Source organism: Bacteroides sp. AM41-16, assembly GCF_003603495.1.
Classification (GTDB): Bacteria; Bacteroidota; Bacteroidia; order Bacteroidales; family Bacteroidaceae; genus Bacteroides; species Bacteroides uniformis.
Genome location: NZ_QTNE01000008.1, coordinates 46110 through 63291 on the forward strand (window position 1 = coordinate 46110; position 17182 = coordinate 63291).

Consider the following 17182-nt stretch of genomic DNA (forward strand, 5'->3'; position numbering starts at 1 on the left):
TATATTCCTGTTTTTAATCTAATATCCACCAGTCGAGGACCAGTAGTTCCGGTCCATGATTTTTTCAAGTTCGAGGTCGGAACGTTCTTTCCAGAGGTCGAAGTCATCAAGCAGCTCCGTTCCGTCCTCCAGAGAAAGCACAGTATCCTCATTGTCAAACAGATAGTCTTGTATGTCATATCCGGACGGATAACGGTTTTCCCGGATGATTTCTTCTGCAATTTCCTTGTCCATTCGGTTGCCATTTTTTCAGTTCGCCGGTATTGTAACCGGATTCATTTGTTTTGTCTTTTCCTTGTAAAACCTGTCGATGGCAAGGAAGTAGTCCTCCGCATCCCAATCAGTGCCCGCATGCTCAGTCTCGAATTCTTCCGCCCACTGGACGATCTCGGCATTGACGGCACGGGAGTCCCTGTCCTCCCACAGGTTGTCCGCCCCGGCATTGTAGGCAAGGTCCACGACAGCCTCCTGCAACTTGTTGTAGCCGTTACACTCTCTACCGTTGGAACGCAGCCATAAGTCCACGTCGACGGCATCCTCTTCCGTCGTCCCATTGTGCAGGCACAGGCACTGCCCGTTGCCGTTATGGCATACGAGGACCGGCCGTTTGGTGTCGGGGCATATCCGTACCAGCAGCTCATTGGCGGCAAGTGTTTCCGTATCATGCCCATTGAGCATTGCAGGAAGCGCCTGGCTGACCAGACTCAGGATTTCCTGTTCCTCCTTTGTCCCGGACGGCTTGGAAGCCAACAGGTTCTGTATGCGTTTAAGAAGATTGTAAATCATAATCAGCAGTCATTATGTTCTTTCCAGATTTTACGTTTCTCGTCATAGCCCTTGTTTTCCCACCATTCATTGCAGGTTTCGGCAAACCCCTGATGGTTGTCTCCGGCCGGACACTTGTCCTGACGGCAACCCGTGATCTGTTCCATTTGATTTGCGTCCAACGAGTTCCACCATTCCTCCATGCGTTCTTTGAACTCTTTTAAAGTACAGAATGGCTGATGGTCCTCGCATTCGTCGCACCAGTTATCATAGCGGTCTATACCCGTGGTACCGATGAATGTACGGGCATTCGGATCCACCCATGCCTGGGTCTGTATATTGTCTGAACCGCACCCCTCGCATACGACAATCTCGTCGTCATTGACATCAGCGGAGATGAACCCGTGTTCTTCCAGCCAGTGGGCAATCTCAAGCAATCCCTCGGTCTGTACCTGTCCGATGGGCTCATCGAAATCCTCGCCGGCTTCGCCGTTGAGCGTGCAGAGCAGTTTGCCGTTCCCGTCGATGAAAAGTTCATAAACGGTCGCACTTTCATAACCGCCGTATCCGTAAAAAGCGGAATTGTGGACCACCACTATCGGGGAGGTTTCATACTCCGCTGATTCCGCCTCCCGGTAATGTACGCCGCAGTTGCGGTAGAACGTGCCGATGATGTTGTTCTCCTTCTTCACGGCGTCGCGGATTTTCTCCATAAGTGATCTTCTGATGGAGATGATACTGAGGTGCGCATAATCCTTACGGAGACGTCTGTACACTTCCTGCTCGAAGTTGCCTCGAACAGAGTCGAAAGGGGATACGCCGGCGTTCTCCCGGATATATTTGTCCTCGTTAAAGTTGTAGCGCCGGCAGACAATATTCTTGACGCGGCGGAATTCCTCTCCGGCAAATTTGAGGATACTGTTCTCGCCTAGCGAAGTCGGAAAATAGCAGCGGGGCATGTGCACTGTCATTTCACGGTAAAGTGTGTCATCGTCTTCCGGAAAGGTTCTGTCTGTTTCCGGCTTTGTAGGTTTTTCCTGTTCCATGTTGCTTGTTTTTTATCTGTAGTTGAACAATTTCCGGTTTGCCGCCCGTTGCATGGCGGTCACCATATTCTTATGTCATAATCTTTAAAATAGTATTCCAACTCTTTTAATCCTTCCAAAGAGTGCAGCTCGTTCTTTCCGGTCACTTCGATGTCGACGGATACTGCATTTTCATCTTTGATGTTTACTTTGGCATTGTCAAATACGCATCTTACATATTCTGCAATGCATGAGGCAGGCAGGTCGTTTTTTACAATATTAAGTACCATATTATTTATTGTTCATTAAATGTTTGCTACGTCCATAAACCGGGCACCGCTTGCGGTATCTGCATTCGCCCCGGGCCGCGTCGGTATGCGCCCGGTGCCATTCATCCCAGCTCTTCACTCCATTGTCTGTAAGGAATATGATCAGTTGCATGCAGCAGAAACCGCGTTCCTCACGTTTCCGGTCATGAAGGTTGGCCAGCCCGTTATCTTTAGGTTTCATACAGGTTTGATGTTACGGCAGGTTTGCTCGAAACGCCTTCATGGCATATCATTAAAACCATGAGACATGCACATAGGCATCGCTTTGGTCACTGCCGTTGATTAGACAATCGAGTACTTCGATAAACTTTTCCCGGTCCATCCCGACCTTTGCCAGGCAGGAATAAAATTCTTCGGCATTCTGCCGGAAGGTTTCATCCTGTTCTGAGATATGTTTTCTTAGCTGCTGCAGACCCGAACGGGCTATTTCGAAGTCATCGGTATAGGCGTCTTCTGCGGAGTTATCAACTTCGAACATTGTCAGGATATCATAAAAGATATCCTGACCGCCCCCGCCATACATACCCGGATATTTGTATTCGATTTGCCAAACTCTGGCTACATGTAGTTTTCTGGCCATTATCTTTTCATTTTTCGGATTTGTTGTCTTATGCAGTGCAGCATCAATTCGATACCACGGATGCTTTCCTCATTCTCTTTCAGTTTGTAATAGTAGGCGTTCGCTTCGTCGTAGTCTTCCCGTGCCTTGCGCAATCTGCATTCCTTGGCGTCACGGACCTGTTCATGGGACAGGTCGTAACCGATGAACTCGTCCATGAAACAGGAAACCGTACGCCCGTAATAGTGGTCCGTGCGGGTTTCCACCGCAGTACGGATGATGTCGTCGCACCGCCTTCCGAGTGTCCGGAGTACGTCGCTGATATGCCGGTCATGGTACTCGTAACCGAAGAAACGGGTATACCACTCGTGTTCCTGCCGGTTTGTCTTCCCCGCGTAATACTCGTACCATTGGGCGTCGCACTTGGTGTGCCTCTGGGTAACCTTGAATATGGCATACTCTTCACCGATCCATGTAAAACGTGAGAGTATCTCACTCGCTTCTTCCTCATAGTAGCTATCCCGCCAATTCAATTCTTCGGTCTGGCTGAGCGGGAGGAATGACTGTTTGGTGATCCACTGCCCGAAACCTTTGTGCGTGACATGCGGAAGCACTTTCACGACCTTGCTCCATGCCTCGTTGCAGGCTTCATCCAGTGAAGGGAAACTTTCAGGAAAGCGTTCCCTGTCCGTTCCGTCTCGCAACACCTCGTTCCAATCTTTGTCGCAGACAATGAGGGTGAGGTCCTCCCTCACATGGCAGTCGCGTTCGCAATAGCCGTAGGGAGCATCGCAGAGCGTGTACCACTCCTTCGGTCCATAACCGTCGTCACGTCCCAGATAGCGTCTGGGCTTCCCCTTCTCTGTCTGCACCTCCCATACTTCCGTGCAGTTTCCACGGTCGATATGGTGCAGGCGTACCCTGATTTCCTTGTTATCTCGTTTTTCTTCCATGTCGTTCATTTTTAGTATGGCCTGTCTTTTTCTTTTCGAGAATCCGGTAGATTTCTTCAAGGTCATGCTCATTGTCTATCGGTTGCCCGTATTCCGTATCCACGATGACCACCCTGGCATTGGCCAGGTGACATCCTGCTATCGTCTTGTCATAGTCGCTCCATTCAGGATTGATTTCTGTTACCGTGTCAAATTCAAGTCCGTATGATGTCTTCATTGTATTTCCAGTTATTATGCGTATTTTTCTATTTTATGCTGCCGCTTTGTTCTGCCCGTCGATAATATGCCTGCATTCGGCTTCCAGTTCTTTCATACATTCCGTACCATAGAATCCCCAACAACTGTCCAGTTCATTGTCATCGTCACTTTCCGGCATGATGCGATACCCGAAAACTTCCCCGGTATAGTAGTTGTCAAGGGTACTGATTTCGTCTTGCAGGTATCCCTCGATCCGCTTCCTGCGTTTCGCGGTGATGTTCTTCCACCCGTATTCCCGGCGCACCTTGTCCAACGGTACCGCGATGATTCCGAAAAATCCGGAATCCCACGGGCAGCTGAACGGCGAGGTGGATATTGTAATGCCGCCATGGTCGTAGAGGTAGACCGGCAGGGCGATATATTCCTTCAGGAACGATTCCCGGAAATTTCCGATATGCCCTTCAAAAACCTTGTCGATATCGAAGTGGTCATCAAACTCCTTCTCCGGGCGGTAGCGACGATGTGCCGTATAAAGCGTACCGAGATTGTCATACGCTTCACGCGGGCTTCGGGCGTCATCATCATAATAGATGTTGATGCGATACCCGTTATATTTGATTTGATTATATAGATTCATTTGCCTGGGTATTATGTTTTGTTACAAAGTCTTACAAATTGTTCCGTAATCTCGTCCCGCTCGAACTCGTCGCAGTTCAGGTCGAAGAATATACCCGAAGCCGCGAGCATGTCACGGGCTTCTCCGTAGGTAAGGTCGTTCCTGTGCCTGTATCTGTCCACCATATCCCGATGTTCGGCTTCCGCCCGGTCGTGCAGCCTCATTTTATACTGCCTGTACCATGCGGGGAACTGTTCCTTGGAAACCATATGTTCCAGCTGCAAGTCCCGGTATCTTCCCGGTGCCAGCAGGATGTGGCTGTCAATGTAGGACTTCGCCTCGGCTATGATTCCCTCCCTGGTGAAGGGACGGTGGGAGCGTGCCGTGAAATGCACCCATCCACCATGCAACGGGTGTTCGATTTCAATCTGCACACCCTGCCTCCTGACATGTACCACGATATAGGCGGTCTGGCCGGGGAACATATCGTCCTTGAGGCTCACTTCCCGGCAGGCCGGCGGGTCAACATGGATGTAGTGGTCCTGCCTTGCGCCCTCGAGGAACCTTTCAAGCTGCCGCATCGACTGGCAGTAGATGAATGTCCCCACGCGGCACTGGCCTCGGCGGATGTCGCCGTAATAGTACTTTCTTGCCCTTGCTCCGGTAATGCGGGACTCGTCCGATGCCTCGAAATAGCTCCGGTAGGTATCGTCCGTACGGCAGAAATCATATATTTCCTGAAAAGTCCTTGTTTTCATTTGTTACTCCTTTTTATGTATTGTCTTCTTCCGGCGGGGGAAATTCCCCCGTCCTGTAAAATATCTCTCCGAGACGGTCAGCCTGTTCCGCCAGACCTCTCTTCCGGACAGCCGACACGGCATCGCATGCGGCCTTTTCGTACATGCCCAGCAGTACCGCCTCGGGCAGGCGTTTCGTCCGCCACACCTCCTGTGCGGTGGCGAGCATCTCCACCTCGCAGCCCAGATGGGCGGCTGTGAGGATAATGACGGCATTGCCGATAAAGTTCGGTATGCGTTCTTCCTGTTGTTCTCCTTTCATTGTTCCGTGCCTTTAATCCGTTTCGAACTCGTCTTCATAGACCTCGATCTCCTTCCCGCTCTCGCAGATGCGTACCAGCCAGGTGTATTGGAGCCGTTCCAACAGCTCTATACGGCGATAGCCCTTGTAGGGCACTTTCAGCGTTGCAATGTCTCCCGGTTTCATGTCAGGCGGGTATTTCAAACTGGACATGGAAATGGAATTCGCTTATCAGGCTGCAGATCTGCGGTACTGATTTAGGATCCTCCCCGTAAGGGTAGAAGATGGTCCGGCAACGTGTCAGGCATCGGATACCCTGTTTTCGTAACCGGTACAGCAGGTAGGCCCTGCGTCGTAGTTGTTTCTTGCTCATCGTATAAAGGATTATGTCGTTTTGATTAGAATAGCGGTGTGGTCGTCAAACAGGGGCATCTCTTTACGTTTTCGATGTAATGCCTCCATTGAAAGATGCTCATCTTGTGTTAACAGGGATGAGCATCATTTCAATGGAGGGAGTACTAATTTATTCTGACCCGCCACACCGTGCCGCCTACCGGGCGGATGGAGATGACGGCCTATTTCTTACGCCATGCCGCCATCTTCTTTTTGATGTTGATATTGTTGTCCGCCAGCATTTTTTTCAGGACTGCCAGCAACCGCCAGCCTTCTCCGTTTTTATACTCTTCCGCCTTGGCTGACAGGAACGCCAGTGACTGGTACTTGTCCAGACGCCGACCCCGGTCACTGACAGCCGTGCAACCGTGGAAACGAATCAGGTTCTGCATGGTAAAGAACGCCCCGGCTCCCTTATAGGCATCCATCCATGCCTTGCTTTGAGGAGTGCCCCATGGCAGCCGGATACGACGGTCATTGAACTGTCTGACCGCGTTGTAAAGCTGTGTGGCGTCCAACGCGTGCCTGATGTGGGTTATCGCGATGGAAAGCGGGTAGTACAGTTTGGATTGCAGGTCCTCCACGAAAATATTACGGCCGTGTATACGCTTGTAGGGAACTCCCTTGCATTTTCTTGTTTCCAGGTTGCCCACGTGTTTTTTCAGCGCGTTGACATAGTCGCTCGCGATGGCCAAAACCACATCACGGTTGAACCAGCGGTTTCTCTCGGCAAAACCCGTGATGTCCTTGTGTTCCATCTTCATCTGGGCGTGCAGCTCGTTCAAGAGCATTTTCCACTGGTAATCATAGCCTTTCCGGTGAATCATCTCGGTCACCCCTGCCGGCTCTTTTTCACGGTAATGCGTGTATGACATCATATGGAACATTTGTGCCATGACCCACCGGCGGAAGAGTCGGTTGTTGGGAACGGTACCCTGTGCCATGATGCTGCCGAATATCGGGTCGTTGTCATCCAGGATGGTAAGTTTCCCGTCTTTGTTGGAGGCGATATACTCGCCGCCCTCGGCTCCCTGCATGGCGAACAGGCAGCTCACGTCCACACCGGCACCGCGGAGTGCCTCGATACGCTCCCGCGCCCCTTTGGGAAGTCCGGCGGGAGAATTATGGCCGGCCACCACCGGATAGACGGTGCCCAAATCCGAATTCTTGCCGATAACGGTGCCCGTGGCGGCAAATTCCTTGTCCGCGATGGCGAATTCCGTGCCGCATCCGGGGCACAGGACTTTTGTTTCTTGTTTCTTTCTGCTCATTGTGAATTTGTTAATAGTTGATTACTTCCGGGTTCCACCCATTTTCTGAGTATCACCAGGTCCTTGTCTTTTTCGCTTTGCCAGAACCATTTGCCCATCGTTTCGGGATTCCATGTGAACCCGCCTATAATCCGGCAGAGGATATAGAATTCCAGCTCGAATTGCGCGGTATCCCGGTGTTGCCCGTACAGCATGTCCCCGTCCTCGAGGTCACTTTCGGGCAATGCCATGAAATACCGGCGGGACTTGCTCTGGCTGCGCTCCGATGGTATCGAATGTTTATAGCGGCGGTACAGCTCCTCCACATCCGTGAAAAAATCCCCGCAGCCGTACTCCGGCAACCACGGAGCGCCATCATACCTGCCGTTCCGTATCATGTGTCTCCCGTTTACTTTTAAACTTCTGGACTGGAAATCAATCCGGAAATTTGCGCCGTTCTCTATGGCGGTGACGGTTTCTCGGTAAATATCTTCCATTTTCTCACCTGTTTACAATTAATGGCACTCAAACCCCTGGCGCGTATCTTTATAGTCCTGATAAATACAGTAGGACTTCGGTCCTGAACCAGGTAGTTGCCTGGCTCAGGACCAAGCTTGAATACTGTATCTTGAATTTGGGTCCCTCGTGCATATGCGGTCGCGCTACCTTCTGTTCAGGGGACTCATCCGGACGGCACATCCCTTTAAAAACCTGATACGGGCCGCGAGTACAGCTGGAACCTGTGTCATCTGTCGTGTTAGCAGGAGATAACACAGGCTCCAGCCGTGTGAATTGCGGCTCTGTTGAAATCCCGGCCTTGCCCCCTTTGCCCTGTGCTGTTCTTTTTGCGGTTCCCGGAATGCCGGCACGTTCCTTTACAGGTCCGATGTCTGCTGTGGCGGAAGCCGGAATGGCGCCGTCGTATAACGTTAGGGATACGACGGCGCGAGACGGGCTTATCGGGGACAGCAGGCTGAATCCATTCCCCCGAACCGCACGTTCCCGTGCTGGAAAAGACTGAAAGTTCTCATAATACCGGCACATGGCTTTATGCTTCCGATGTATCCCGCGTATGGGTCTTCTGCGGAGTCCGAAGGCGACGGTCAGCCGCCTTCAGACTCGGAAAGAAGACGTTGGTACGCGGGATGCCCAAACCTATTCCTTGAACTTTCCCGGTGTGCTCCGGTAACGGGTACGGGACAGACGGCACATGACTTTAATTTCCCGATACATTACAGGCGCAGCCAGAATCGAGATGGGATTAACCGGGTGTTAGACCGGTTAATCTCGATATGGATTCTGGTTATAAGCCTGTAACGTTGAATAGCCTGCCCGTCCACCCGTTCTGCCGTGTGCCCGGCGTAACTTATAGCGATGCCACCAGCGTGTTGTACACCGCCCGGCTGGTCAGAAGGGCGTTACGCATGCAGCCGACAGTCAGGTAACCCGGTATGTCCCGGTCTGTTTTATCGCGGTTGGCCTTCACGTTGCGTCCCCGTCCCCGGACGATGCAGCCATCCGGTTTGGTTCGGACATATCCCAGACCGCCGATCTTGCACCTGCCCGTCTGAACGGCTCTAAAGCAGTCCATCACGAACTTGTTCAGCTCGTTGAGGTCACTCTTCACATTACAGACCGGCAATACCTGTATCGCCCAGCTGAACTCGCCCTTGTACAGGTAACGGTTCACGGCGTCCACGGCTTTTGCCAGTGTCGTGTCCCGGCAGCGGATTGTCCGCCGCTCGATCTCGTGCTGGAAGGTCTTGATGCGTGATGACGAGAGCGAGACCATGCCGCCCTTGATACTGAATCCTAAGAACTTGAACCAGACATCGGCTGCCAGGTATTCCACTTTCTTGGGATTTAGCTTCATGGATTTATCTTCCAGGCGTTTTTGGAGTGTGTCCATCGCTTTTTCATAATCCTTGCCGATAAAAAGCATATCGTCGGAATACCGGACGTAGTAGCCGTTCATTTGTGACAGTTCCCTGTCTAGGTCGTAGAGCAGTACATCCGCCAGCCAGCTAGCCACAGCACAACCCTGTTTCAAGGATTGATACTTGCTTTGCAACCGGTTATCTTCATCGAAATAGAGGTCCGAGTGGTAATATTTCCTAAGTACGTCTATCAGGGCAGACTGGCCGTGTTTGGCCTCCACCTTGTCGAACGCCTCGTCGATGAACCGTATCGGAACACTGTCGAAGTATTTGGAAAGGTCGGACTTCCAGCCCAGACAGCCGCTATTGCCGGTTTCTGTCATCCGGTGGCTGACTTCCGTAACTACCTTGCCGCACCCTATACCGGTCTGGTAGGACTTGCACGAAGAGTGCAGCATCTCCGGCATCAACTCGAAGAGCAGGTCGTTGGCGATACCCAGTACTACGCGGTCCATCGGCTCGTTTACGTACACTGTGCGGAACTCACCGTTGTCCTTGGGTATCTGCGCCGTGTGGGGAGGGGAAATCTCGTACTTTCCCCGGCGCATGGCATAGGCCATCGCCATACGGGTATGCTCGTCGGTCAGCCGAATAAGTTGGTCTTTCCTAATGTCTTTCAGCACGCCTTTCTCAATGGCCTTCGTCCACCGGCCTATGTCGAAGAACATTTGCAATATCTTGTCTTCATTCATGGCACTCAAAACTTTTTTGGGAAAGGATAAAATTCAGTATGTCCATGCCGGATTCTACGTCACATTCCTGCTCGTACTCCTCGCCCGTGTAGTAACTGTAACCCATGATGAAGATTTTCCCGTCTTTCCGGAGCGACGCGTTCGTGATGACCAGTTCCACGGGGTCACGGTCCACAACATGGAGATAGGTCGAGGATTGTTCACCGTTGTCATCAAGGCTGCCGCCACACTCGGAAAGCAGCTTCACGGACAGGGCGTAACATTTTTCATTCAGGGCTTTCTCCGCCACGTGATGGTTGTTCATCTCTTCCGTAAGTGTTCGGATGCGGTCACCGCGTCTCTGCTCGGGAACCGGTTCGAAAGCGGTTTCGAACATCCAGACAGGCATCCATTTATGGAAGACGGCGGGTCCCAAGCGGCATATGTAAACTTCATCGTTCTCTTTCTCCGTCTCCGGGATATCCATTCCCGAGGCTCGTGCTGCCGCTACGCTCATGCGCTCGAAACCGCCGAGGCAGGAAGGTGCCGACTTCAAACGGTAGGGACGGATGTTTCCTACAGGGACACCCATTGACATAAGTAGCATCCCCTTAAAAGTGTCGGTAACGGGAGTGGTTTGCTGTTTGTTCATTCTTTTATTCATTTTCTGGTCTTTGTACATACATTATGATTTCTCACGCATCCTCCGCAAGGGCCACAAGCCGCTCTTCCGGCAGCAGGAACTCCTCGTCCGTGAAGTAATAGCAGATTTTCCGGTCCACGGCCTCCGCCTCGTCCGATATGGGTGCGCCGTCTTTGCCGACCAGCACGTCTTGCAGACCCGTTACAGAGACCAGGGTTTTGTATTCCCCGCCCGTTCCACGGAACAGCGTCAGTTCCCTGACAAAATATTCCCTGTCATTCCATGTGATAATCTCAAACATTTCCTCCACTTCCGGGAACAGCCGGCACAGGACCGGAAACAGTTTGCAGGCATCGCTCCGGAGCATCAGGAAGACACATTCCATCAGGCATAGTCCGGCATCTTTGAGCATGGGCAGCAATACGTCCGTGCCTGCTCCGTTTGCCTCTGCCACTATCAGGGCTTTCCAGTATCCTTCCTGGAATGAGTCCGTCCAAGGGATGAGTTCGGCTGCCCTGACGGAATAGGAAACCGCGATTTCTTCCGGATTGTCCTCGTCCGTGGAAATCAGTCCTATTTTCGTGTCATCTTCGACAGGCTCCTTTACCGGCAGGCAGACTTTCATTTTCCGGAACGTGTCCGTGTCCTCGTCCGCCCAGTTGACAAAGCCGCCGAATCTTATAAAATCATATCTGCTCATTTGTCATTATTGTTTATTGTTATTTACCTTACAATTCTTCCGGTTCTCCATCGTTGATACTCCGGTAGAAACGGTCTCCGTCCGCCCACTTCTTGGCGGTGATAGCCAGCTCGAAAGCTTCCTCTATGGAAAGGCCGTCGGCGGGAAGGGCATCAAGGAGTTCTCCCATGCATACGTCATTCTCGCGATACTCTTTCTGCACCTTTCCGAGTGTCATTCTGCCCTTGTCCGTCTTTTTACGCCACAAAAGCATCTGTTGTATCCAATTTTTCATGCGATTCTTTTATTAAAGGAAATCCTTGGCATAACTGCGGGCTTCATTGAAAGTGTTGAAGCCGATTCCACTCATGCAAGAGATTGCCCAGTATCTTAATTTCCTGCTTTCGGCACGGGCAAGATAGATTTGCCCGATACAAATCCCGTCTTTGAGAATGTCATGCCGCTTGTCTTTTGTAATCCGTACCATGTTCCGACATTCACTTGTCCATTTTCCAAAATCCGTAATCGGACCCGTCACCGAGATGAGCACCGAAATAGTACCCCTCCGGTGAGTAACTATCGAGCGTGTCGAACAGCGATTCCAGCAATCCCGCCGCGTCATCGCTGTTCCACCAGTCTGCTTCTTTGTCCTCCATGGCATGGGCGGGGATGGCATTCATCACCTGCACGTACTCCGGTGTGTCACGGATAACGTCCAAGAACGCCGGAATCAGGTCCTGCGTGCGCATCGTGCCGTGGGAGATACTCTCTCCCGGCACGGCATGGAGGCGGTTTTGTGTCCTCTCGTCTATGAACATGGCATTTAGATAAAGGGCAGACGGGTATCTTCCAGCATGGAGGCCAGCATTTGACACATCTCGTATGAAGCACGGTTGCGGTCGTCAATGCAGCGTGAATCACGCCCTGCCATAGCGGTAATGGAAGCCTTTACCGTTCTGAAGAATGTCTGTTCCAGTGTCTTGTGGAAATAAGGAAGAGCCTGGGCGAAACGTTCGGACTTGAATCCCAAATCGTTCATGGCGTATTCCAGCTGTTTGGCCGCCTTGTACTCGCGGCTGTTCTCCAGGCTTTCCGGAATATCACCGAACTGTGCGGTCCGGAGCTGGCGTTCCAGTTCGATGACGGCCACCGAAAGCAACAGCTTGATGGCTTCCGGGTTGCCGATACCGTGTTTCTGCCCGTCAGCGGTATGGAACTCGATCAGGTTTACACTGTTATTCTCTTGTAATTCTTTGTAGCATGCGAGGGTCTTGCTGAGCGCTTTTGCTTTCTCTTTATCCATAATTTTATCTGATTTGATTGTTATTGCACACAAGTACGTCCCCAACGATGAAGTCTTTCGACGCCGGGTGATGAGCACGGAATATCCTGCTCGCTTCAAGATTGAGGGACAGAGGGATAAATTTGCCTTCCTCGTTGACGACCATTGTCGTGTTCCCGTCCAGTTCCACCAGTTCGATGTAGCCGCCGACAATCGCCTGCATCTCCTCCAGCGTGAAGTCTGAGCCATTGGCTGGCTGCACGGGTTGGCGTGTTCCGTCCGTTTTGATGATTTCTGTCATAGTTGCTTTGAAATTTTAAGATTCATGACTCGCCAGTATATCCAAAATCTGTTGCAAAGGGAATTTTTCAGTCCAGAATCGCTCGTCGGTATGTTTGCCGTACGCCCGGTATCTGGCTTCCCCGTTTGCAAATACCGCCAAGATATGGCTGACCAGCACATTGTCCGGCGGAACCAACCTTTCCAGTTCCGTTTCGGTCAGTTCCACGAAGCACCAGTTATTGTCTTCCGGCAAGTCCTCGCTGCCCAGTATCCCGTCCTCGTCCGGCTGGTAAAAACCAACCGATATGTCATAAAAGTTCAAAGACTGGAAACTGATGTCATCCTTGAATGGCTTGACGGCTTCCAGCCTGCCGGACTGTGTCTGTCTCCACTCTTTTGACAGGTACACGATTGCAAAGTCGCAGCAATCCCATGCACTGTCAGTTCCTGCCTTGAGCAGGAGGTATGGGGTAGGTTCATTTGAGATTTTCATCGTATTTCCCTCCTTTTATGCCACGCGTGATACCGTTTCACGGTGCGTAGCTGGTTAATGATATGGCCAAAAAGCTTGCGTGAATAGATGCGGTAATGGAACACAGCCGAATACTCGCATACATTGCCGTGAAAGTCCACGTGGGAGCGGTCATCCGCAAAGTCGAACAAGTCGCCCTGGATTTCCAGCGTGTATTTGTTCTTCCGTAGCCAGTCAAAAAACTCGAAGATGTCCTTCTTTTGGGAGTAGAAAGTACAGTATTCGTAGCGGTTTCCGCGCAGGTTCCTCAGCAATGCCGCCATCTCGTTCCGTTCCCGGCGGTCGCCAAATTCGGATCCCGTCCGAGTGGCGAGGTTCTTCAGGAAATATATTTTACCTCCATACTCGAAATAGTACGGTATGTAGGTGACCGTCTTTTTGTACCAATTGACATATTTGACAAAGGAAGCCTTCTTGACGATGGCGGGATGCAGGTTTACTTTCTCCATGTGTTCCCGAATCTGGCGGTAGATTTCCACATTGGAAAGACGTACGGGACGTTCCGCCCGGAAATACCTGCCGTCCGACTCGAAACAGAGCGCGTACAGGTTTCGGTAATACGGTTCCCCGACAAAGAACCAGTCGCTCTGCATGCGGGCCGGAGGCAGGCATTCCAGCAGTTCGTAATAACGTTCCTCCGTAATTTCATGGAAGGGCTTGCAAAGTGCCCGGGTATAACGCTTCACAAGCAGTGTCATGCGTACCGGTGATACAGCGACCAGGTACGGGTTCTTCTCCCTTTCGCGCAGTGCTTCCAGCGTCTCGCCGCCGTAGTCGCTGTGCATGTCATCCGACATCGACGTGAGGCATGTCCCGTCGAAATAACGTGAATCGATGATGTATCTCATGGGCACTGGATTAAATGGTTATTTTCAACACCTGACCGGCGGCATATTCGGCATTGCGGGTGAGCTGGCGCTGCCATGCCTGGTTGCGTGGCGCCCACTTGAAAGCGTTACGCTTCAAGGTCGTACGCATATCGGTATCGGGTATTTTGTCGAAGAGGATTTGCAGGCGGTCTTCTTCGAAGTTGTAGACCACCTTGCCGCCATCGAACGGAATCTCACGATTTTCACGGCTTGCCCGTTCCTGCTGCTTTTCCCGCACCTTGCGGACGAGTTCGGGATACTTGAAGATTGAATGGCGTGCCGTGACGACAGGTTTCTTGACTTTGTCGTTCCACTCTCGCAGACGAGCGACGGCACGGTCGATGATTTCCACGTTGCCATGGTTGACATAGGTGGAGAGTCGCCCGGCGAGGTTGCTGACGAAGAGAGCCCGGCTATAGCCTCGTGCCGTACCCGTATCGATACCGTGAATGGTCGAGGCGGCATCGTCGATAAAGGCTTTGACCTTCTGCCACTCCTCCTCGAGACGCTGTTCTTCGGGCTTGGCCGCTTCGGTAGCCTTGCGAATCGCTTCGAGTGCACGTTCTCGCCATTCCCGGAACGCCGTGACGCTCTTGGCGTGGCTGTTGCAGGCCTTTTCGTTTCGGCCCGTGTTGAAGCGTGCAGGTCCCGTAATCATCGCGCTGGCACAACGGCTGTTGGCGGCGATCATGGCAGAGAAATAGCGTTTGTAGTTTTCCATGTAACGTTCCCGCTGCTGCTCGGGCATCGACTGCAAATCCTCGTGCAGTTCCTTTTCGTGCGAGGCGATGTCTGACTCACCCCGCTCGTCGGGTGAGAAGGAGGTGAGGTTGTAGGAGCTGCACGCCTGCTTGAAATATTCTTCCAGATAGCCCGGGTGCGCCACTTCCACAACTTCCCAGTCCTTGAAGTCCGCCGGGGCGAGGATTTCTTCCTTGCCCGGATTCCCTACAAGATGGGAATAGCTGCAATACCCGTGTCTCTTTCCCCTGAAAAGAAACGCTACCGGTTCGCTTTCCGGGGCATCCACACGCCGCACCATGGTCACACGATGGGCATTTTCCTTTGTCAATAATGTTGTTTCCATACCTTTCTTCTTGATTTCGTTATTTGATTGTTTCCGATTTTTATTGTTGCTTCATCCGGGCGGCATGGTCCATTACAGAGGCGAACCCCACCTCGATACCTATCTGGTATCCGCCCTTGATAGTCGATTCCAGCTCCGCCTCGCTTTCGATCAGGGATTCCGAATCATCGGCATAAAGCCTGTACAGGGAGAATACGTCTGCCTCCCATAGCTTCCGGGCATTTTCCGCCGATACAAGCAGCCACACGAAACCGTCCTCACGGGTTACCTTGACGGCGGCTTCGCTATGGCTCAGAGTCCGCCACTCCTTGATGTCCAGTGCCACCCTCCACACGATATACATCAGCGCATCGTGGCGGCTTTTAATATCAGGGGAATCGCACAGGCGGCTGGCCACATCTTTGAGTGTCCGGAAAGAGTCCGCCATGAACTGCTCCACGACATACGGCTTTTCGGCAATGGCGGAACAGGCATCGTCCGCCCTGCCTGATTCCGGAACGGTCTGAATATCCTCCTCTTCAAGGAAGATTTCACGGTGCAGGTAGTCCAAGTAGTAATATGATTTCATTCCGCTTATTCTTTGGGGGTGAAAGTGATTCTCGTGTGCCCGTCATAACCGAAGGACGGTTTCAGGCCGAAGGCTTCGGCATCACTGCTGATGCAGCAGATGTCCCAAATCTCCAACCCTCCGGCGCAGGTTATGACGGTATTGTTTTCAGATATTTGCGGCGACTTGTCTTTCAATGCAGCCCCGCCGCAGATGCCGCGTAGAATAACACCACGCTGGTGGGTAGTAAGTTCTTTCGTTTCCATAGACCTAATCTTTTGCTTTTACACCGAACATGTTCTCCATTGTACTGGCGAGGGCTTCCTTGAAACCGTCGCTTACGCCCCAGTATTCAAGTAACCCGTTGCCGATGACCTGCATCTGTTTGTCGGTGGGCATATCGCCATCATACCCGTATTCCTTGAGCAGGGCACGGCTGATGATGACACCTTTTATCTCGTTGATTCTATGTTCCTCTCCCATAGCCGTTAATACATCTTTACCCGCAGACCAGATATCTGCTTTCTCGTTATTTCTGTCATTTTCTTTATCCGTTTATAAAAGCATAGGGGCATTCCGCCCCCATAGTTGTTATTAATTCATATTATTTTGCATGATTTTTTCCGGAACACCTATCCGGCATAGATGTACTTGAGCTTGGGCACTCCGTTCTGGAGCACGGTGAAGGCGTTTTCTTCCACCTGCACGTCCTTTGCCTTTGGCCACCATAGCCACGAGAGTTTCCCGTCGGGTTTGAGGAATGCCACGGCATTACCCTGCACTTTCCCGACCTCACGCACGCCGAGGTCTTTTCCGCCCTCGAACAGCCGGACACACCGCCACTTCGAGCCAAGCGTCATTTTCCGTTTCACGTCTGCTAATGTTTTCATACTCATTGCGTTTTTATTATTGCATATAAATTCTGCATTTCCGGTTGCACCGTCTCAGGCTGTCCGCCGAGAGCGGATAACTGCGGTTCAAATGGTCGGGAAACCCTTCTCGGAACATCAGCTCCGCCGTAGCGTACTCCTTGCACCATTTCCGCCGACGTCTCCCACGGGCAGGTCTCGTTTCCGGCATCCGCCTTTTCGGAGATTTCGGCACACGCCATTTCCCACCGACAAACACCGCTTCATATTCCCGTTGTAACACGCCGCTGCAATACGCCGCCACGCTGACAGCGGGCACACTTCCGAGCTGTCCCGTCGCGGCAAGGCTGTCAAGCGTATCGGTGGCAGCCTTGAAACTGGCAAAGCACCCGTAACTGCGGGTGCGCTTTGCGTCAAACACTTCTATCATATTTATTCGTTTTATTATTGGCACATCCGTTCTCCGCTTCCCCGCACAGGATAACAGCGGAAGCACGGCAGGCGGTTCCGCAGAACGCCAGACCGTGCTTAACCGTGTTATATACAAGGTAGGCACAACGCCTCACGGCGCAAGGAAGTCATATCGGAGGGAATTTTAGAAAAGTGCGGGCATTTCAGGGTGCAATCCTGACACAGTGTATATCAATGCCCGAAAAAG

At 51.8% G+C, this 17182-nt stretch carries 30 protein-coding genes; all 30 read right to left on the minus strand.

All coding sequences use genetic code 11. The features are described 5' to 3' along the window. Nucleotides 1-18: 18 nt before the first annotated feature. The 30 genes from DW896_RS08950 to DW896_RS09105 all read right to left on the minus strand — a co-directional run bounded on the left by DW896_RS08950 (nt 19) and on the right by DW896_RS09105 (nt 16954). Complete coding sequence (locus DW896_RS08950) at nt 19-234, minus strand: hypothetical protein (RefSeq protein WP_004303944.1); 216 nt, start codon at nt 232-234, stop codon at nt 19-21. Nucleotides 235-249: 15 nt separating this feature from the next. Then, nucleotides 250-786 carry a hypothetical protein gene (locus DW896_RS08955; RefSeq protein WP_004293654.1) on the minus strand — a complete coding sequence of 179 codons (537 nt, stop codon included), beginning with the start codon at nt 784-786 and terminating at the stop codon, nt 250-252. 2 nt (nt 787-788) lie between these two features. Beyond that, on the minus strand, nt 789-1811 hold the full coding sequence (locus tag DW896_RS08960; RefSeq protein WP_004293653.1) for a hypothetical protein: 1023 nt from the start codon (nt 1809-1811) through the stop codon (nt 789-791). 59 nt (nt 1812-1870) lie between these two features. Beyond that, nucleotides 1871-2080: a hypothetical protein gene (locus tag DW896_RS08965; RefSeq protein WP_004293652.1), complete on the minus strand. Its 210-nt coding sequence runs from the start codon at nt 2078-2080 to the stop codon at nt 1871-1873. A 1-nt stretch (nt 2081) separates the two neighbouring features. Then, the gene (locus tag DW896_RS08970; protein ID WP_004293651.1) at nt 2082-2300 is read right to left on the minus strand and encodes a hypothetical protein; all 219 of its coding nucleotides are present in this window, start codon (nt 2298-2300) and stop codon (nt 2082-2084) included. A 51-nt stretch (nt 2301-2351) separates the two neighbouring features. Continuing rightward, entirely contained in the window at nt 2352-2699 is a 348-nt protein-coding gene (locus DW896_RS08975; RefSeq protein ID WP_119993145.1) for a hypothetical protein, read from the minus strand. Further along, nucleotides 2699-3631, minus strand: coding sequence for a hypothetical protein (locus tag DW896_RS08980; RefSeq protein ID WP_008143040.1), 933 nt, complete (start codon nt 3629-3631; stop codon nt 2699-2701). Before DW896_RS08980 ends, DW896_RS08975 begins: the two co-directional genes overlap by 1 nt. Next, complete coding sequence (locus tag DW896_RS08985; RefSeq protein ID WP_004322721.1) at nt 3612-3848, minus strand: hypothetical protein; 237 nt, start codon at nt 3846-3848, stop codon at nt 3612-3614. The genes DW896_RS08980 and DW896_RS08985 overlap by 20 nt, the downstream gene beginning before the upstream one ends. A 33-nt stretch (nt 3849-3881) precedes the next feature. Beyond that, complete coding sequence (locus tag DW896_RS08990) at nt 3882-4466, minus strand: hypothetical protein (RefSeq protein ID WP_008143037.1); 585 nt, start codon at nt 4464-4466, stop codon at nt 3882-3884. An 11-nt stretch (nt 4467-4477) separates the two neighbouring features. Next, nucleotides 4478-5203 (minus strand): hypothetical protein, encoded by a 726-nt coding sequence (locus tag DW896_RS08995; protein ID WP_008860791.1) that lies wholly within the window; start codon nt 5201-5203, stop codon nt 4478-4480. Nucleotides 5204-5216: 13 nt separating this feature from the next. After that, the gene (locus DW896_RS09000) at nt 5217-5504 is read right to left on the minus strand and encodes a hypothetical protein (protein WP_004322729.1); all 288 of its coding nucleotides are present in this window, start codon (nt 5502-5504) and stop codon (nt 5217-5219) included. A gap of 12 nt (nt 5505-5516) precedes the next feature. Beyond that, nucleotides 5517-5696: a hypothetical protein gene (locus DW896_RS09005; protein WP_004322731.1), complete on the minus strand. Its 180-nt coding sequence runs from the start codon at nt 5694-5696 to the stop codon at nt 5517-5519. 362 nt (nt 5697-6058) lie between these two features. Then, a complete protein-coding gene (locus tag DW896_RS09015; protein ID WP_119993147.1) occupies nt 6059-7147 on the minus strand; it encodes a ubiquitin carboxyl-hydrolase in 1089 nt (362 codons plus the stop codon). After that, entirely contained in the window at nt 7144-7623 is a 480-nt protein-coding gene (locus tag DW896_RS09020; RefSeq protein ID WP_004293642.1) for a hypothetical protein, read from the minus strand. Before DW896_RS09020 ends, DW896_RS09015 begins: the two co-directional genes overlap by 4 nt. Nucleotides 7624-8492: 869 nt before the next feature. After that, nucleotides 8493-9755, minus strand: a complete 1263-nt coding sequence (locus tag DW896_RS09030) for an RNA-directed DNA polymerase (protein WP_004303952.1) — start codon at nt 9753-9755, stop codon at nt 8493-8495. Beyond that, nucleotides 9748-10386 (minus strand): hypothetical protein, encoded by a 639-nt coding sequence (locus DW896_RS09035; RefSeq protein ID WP_004303954.1) that lies wholly within the window; start codon nt 10384-10386, stop codon nt 9748-9750. Before DW896_RS09035 ends, DW896_RS09030 begins: the two co-directional genes overlap by 8 nt. A gap of 43 nt (nt 10387-10429) precedes the next feature. Further along, complete coding sequence (locus DW896_RS09040; RefSeq protein ID WP_004293639.1) at nt 10430-11077, minus strand: hypothetical protein; 648 nt, start codon at nt 11075-11077, stop codon at nt 10430-10432. 28 nt (nt 11078-11105) lie between these two features. Continuing rightward, nucleotides 11106-11351 (minus strand): hypothetical protein, encoded by a 246-nt coding sequence (locus DW896_RS09045; protein ID WP_004293638.1) that lies wholly within the window; start codon nt 11349-11351, stop codon nt 11106-11108. A gap of 12 nt (nt 11352-11363) precedes the next feature. After that, nucleotides 11364-11543 (minus strand): hypothetical protein, encoded by a 180-nt coding sequence (locus tag DW896_RS09050; protein WP_008143020.1) that lies wholly within the window; start codon nt 11541-11543, stop codon nt 11364-11366. Nucleotides 11544-11553: 10 nt separating this feature from the next. Continuing rightward, nucleotides 11554-11874: a hypothetical protein gene (locus DW896_RS09055; RefSeq protein ID WP_004303957.1), complete on the minus strand. Its 321-nt coding sequence runs from the start codon at nt 11872-11874 to the stop codon at nt 11554-11556. A 5-nt stretch (nt 11875-11879) separates the two neighbouring features. After that, nucleotides 11880-12359 carry a hypothetical protein gene (locus DW896_RS09060; RefSeq protein WP_004293635.1) on the minus strand — a complete coding sequence of 160 codons (480 nt, stop codon included), beginning with the start codon at nt 12357-12359 and terminating at the stop codon, nt 11880-11882. 4 nt (nt 12360-12363) lie between these two features. Continuing rightward, entirely contained in the window at nt 12364-12639 is a 276-nt protein-coding gene (locus DW896_RS09065; RefSeq protein ID WP_004293634.1) for a DUF3846 domain-containing protein, read from the minus strand. A gap of 15 nt (nt 12640-12654) precedes the next feature. Beyond that, the gene (locus DW896_RS09070; RefSeq protein WP_004293633.1) at nt 12655-13113 is read right to left on the minus strand and encodes a hypothetical protein; all 459 of its coding nucleotides are present in this window, start codon (nt 13111-13113) and stop codon (nt 12655-12657) included. Next, nucleotides 13110-14000, minus strand: coding sequence for a hypothetical protein (locus DW896_RS09075; RefSeq protein WP_004293632.1), 891 nt, complete (start codon nt 13998-14000; stop codon nt 13110-13112). The genes DW896_RS09070 and DW896_RS09075 overlap by 4 nt, the downstream gene beginning before the upstream one ends. Before the next feature lie 10 nt (nt 14001-14010). Beyond that, complete coding sequence (locus DW896_RS09080; RefSeq protein ID WP_004293631.1) at nt 14011-15108, minus strand: hypothetical protein; 1098 nt, start codon at nt 15106-15108, stop codon at nt 14011-14013. Between the two features lie 40 nt (nt 15109-15148). After that, a complete protein-coding gene (locus DW896_RS09085) occupies nt 15149-15676 on the minus strand; it encodes a hypothetical protein (RefSeq protein WP_004293630.1) in 528 nt (175 codons plus the stop codon). A 5-nt stretch (nt 15677-15681) separates the two neighbouring features. Further along, nucleotides 15682-15921, minus strand: coding sequence for a hypothetical protein (locus DW896_RS09090; RefSeq protein WP_004293629.1), 240 nt, complete (start codon nt 15919-15921; stop codon nt 15682-15684). Between the two features lie 4 nt (nt 15922-15925). Beyond that, on the minus strand, nt 15926-16138 hold the full coding sequence (locus tag DW896_RS09095) for a hypothetical protein (RefSeq protein WP_004293628.1): 213 nt from the start codon (nt 16136-16138) through the stop codon (nt 15926-15928). A gap of 149 nt (nt 16139-16287) precedes the next feature. Continuing rightward, complete coding sequence (locus tag DW896_RS09100) at nt 16288-16545, minus strand: hypothetical protein (RefSeq protein WP_004303959.1); 258 nt, start codon at nt 16543-16545, stop codon at nt 16288-16290. A 16-nt stretch (nt 16546-16561) separates the two neighbouring features. Further along, nucleotides 16562-16954, minus strand: coding sequence for a hypothetical protein (locus tag DW896_RS09105; protein ID WP_004303960.1), 393 nt, complete (start codon nt 16952-16954; stop codon nt 16562-16564). Between the last annotated feature and the right edge of the window lie 228 nt (nt 16955-17182).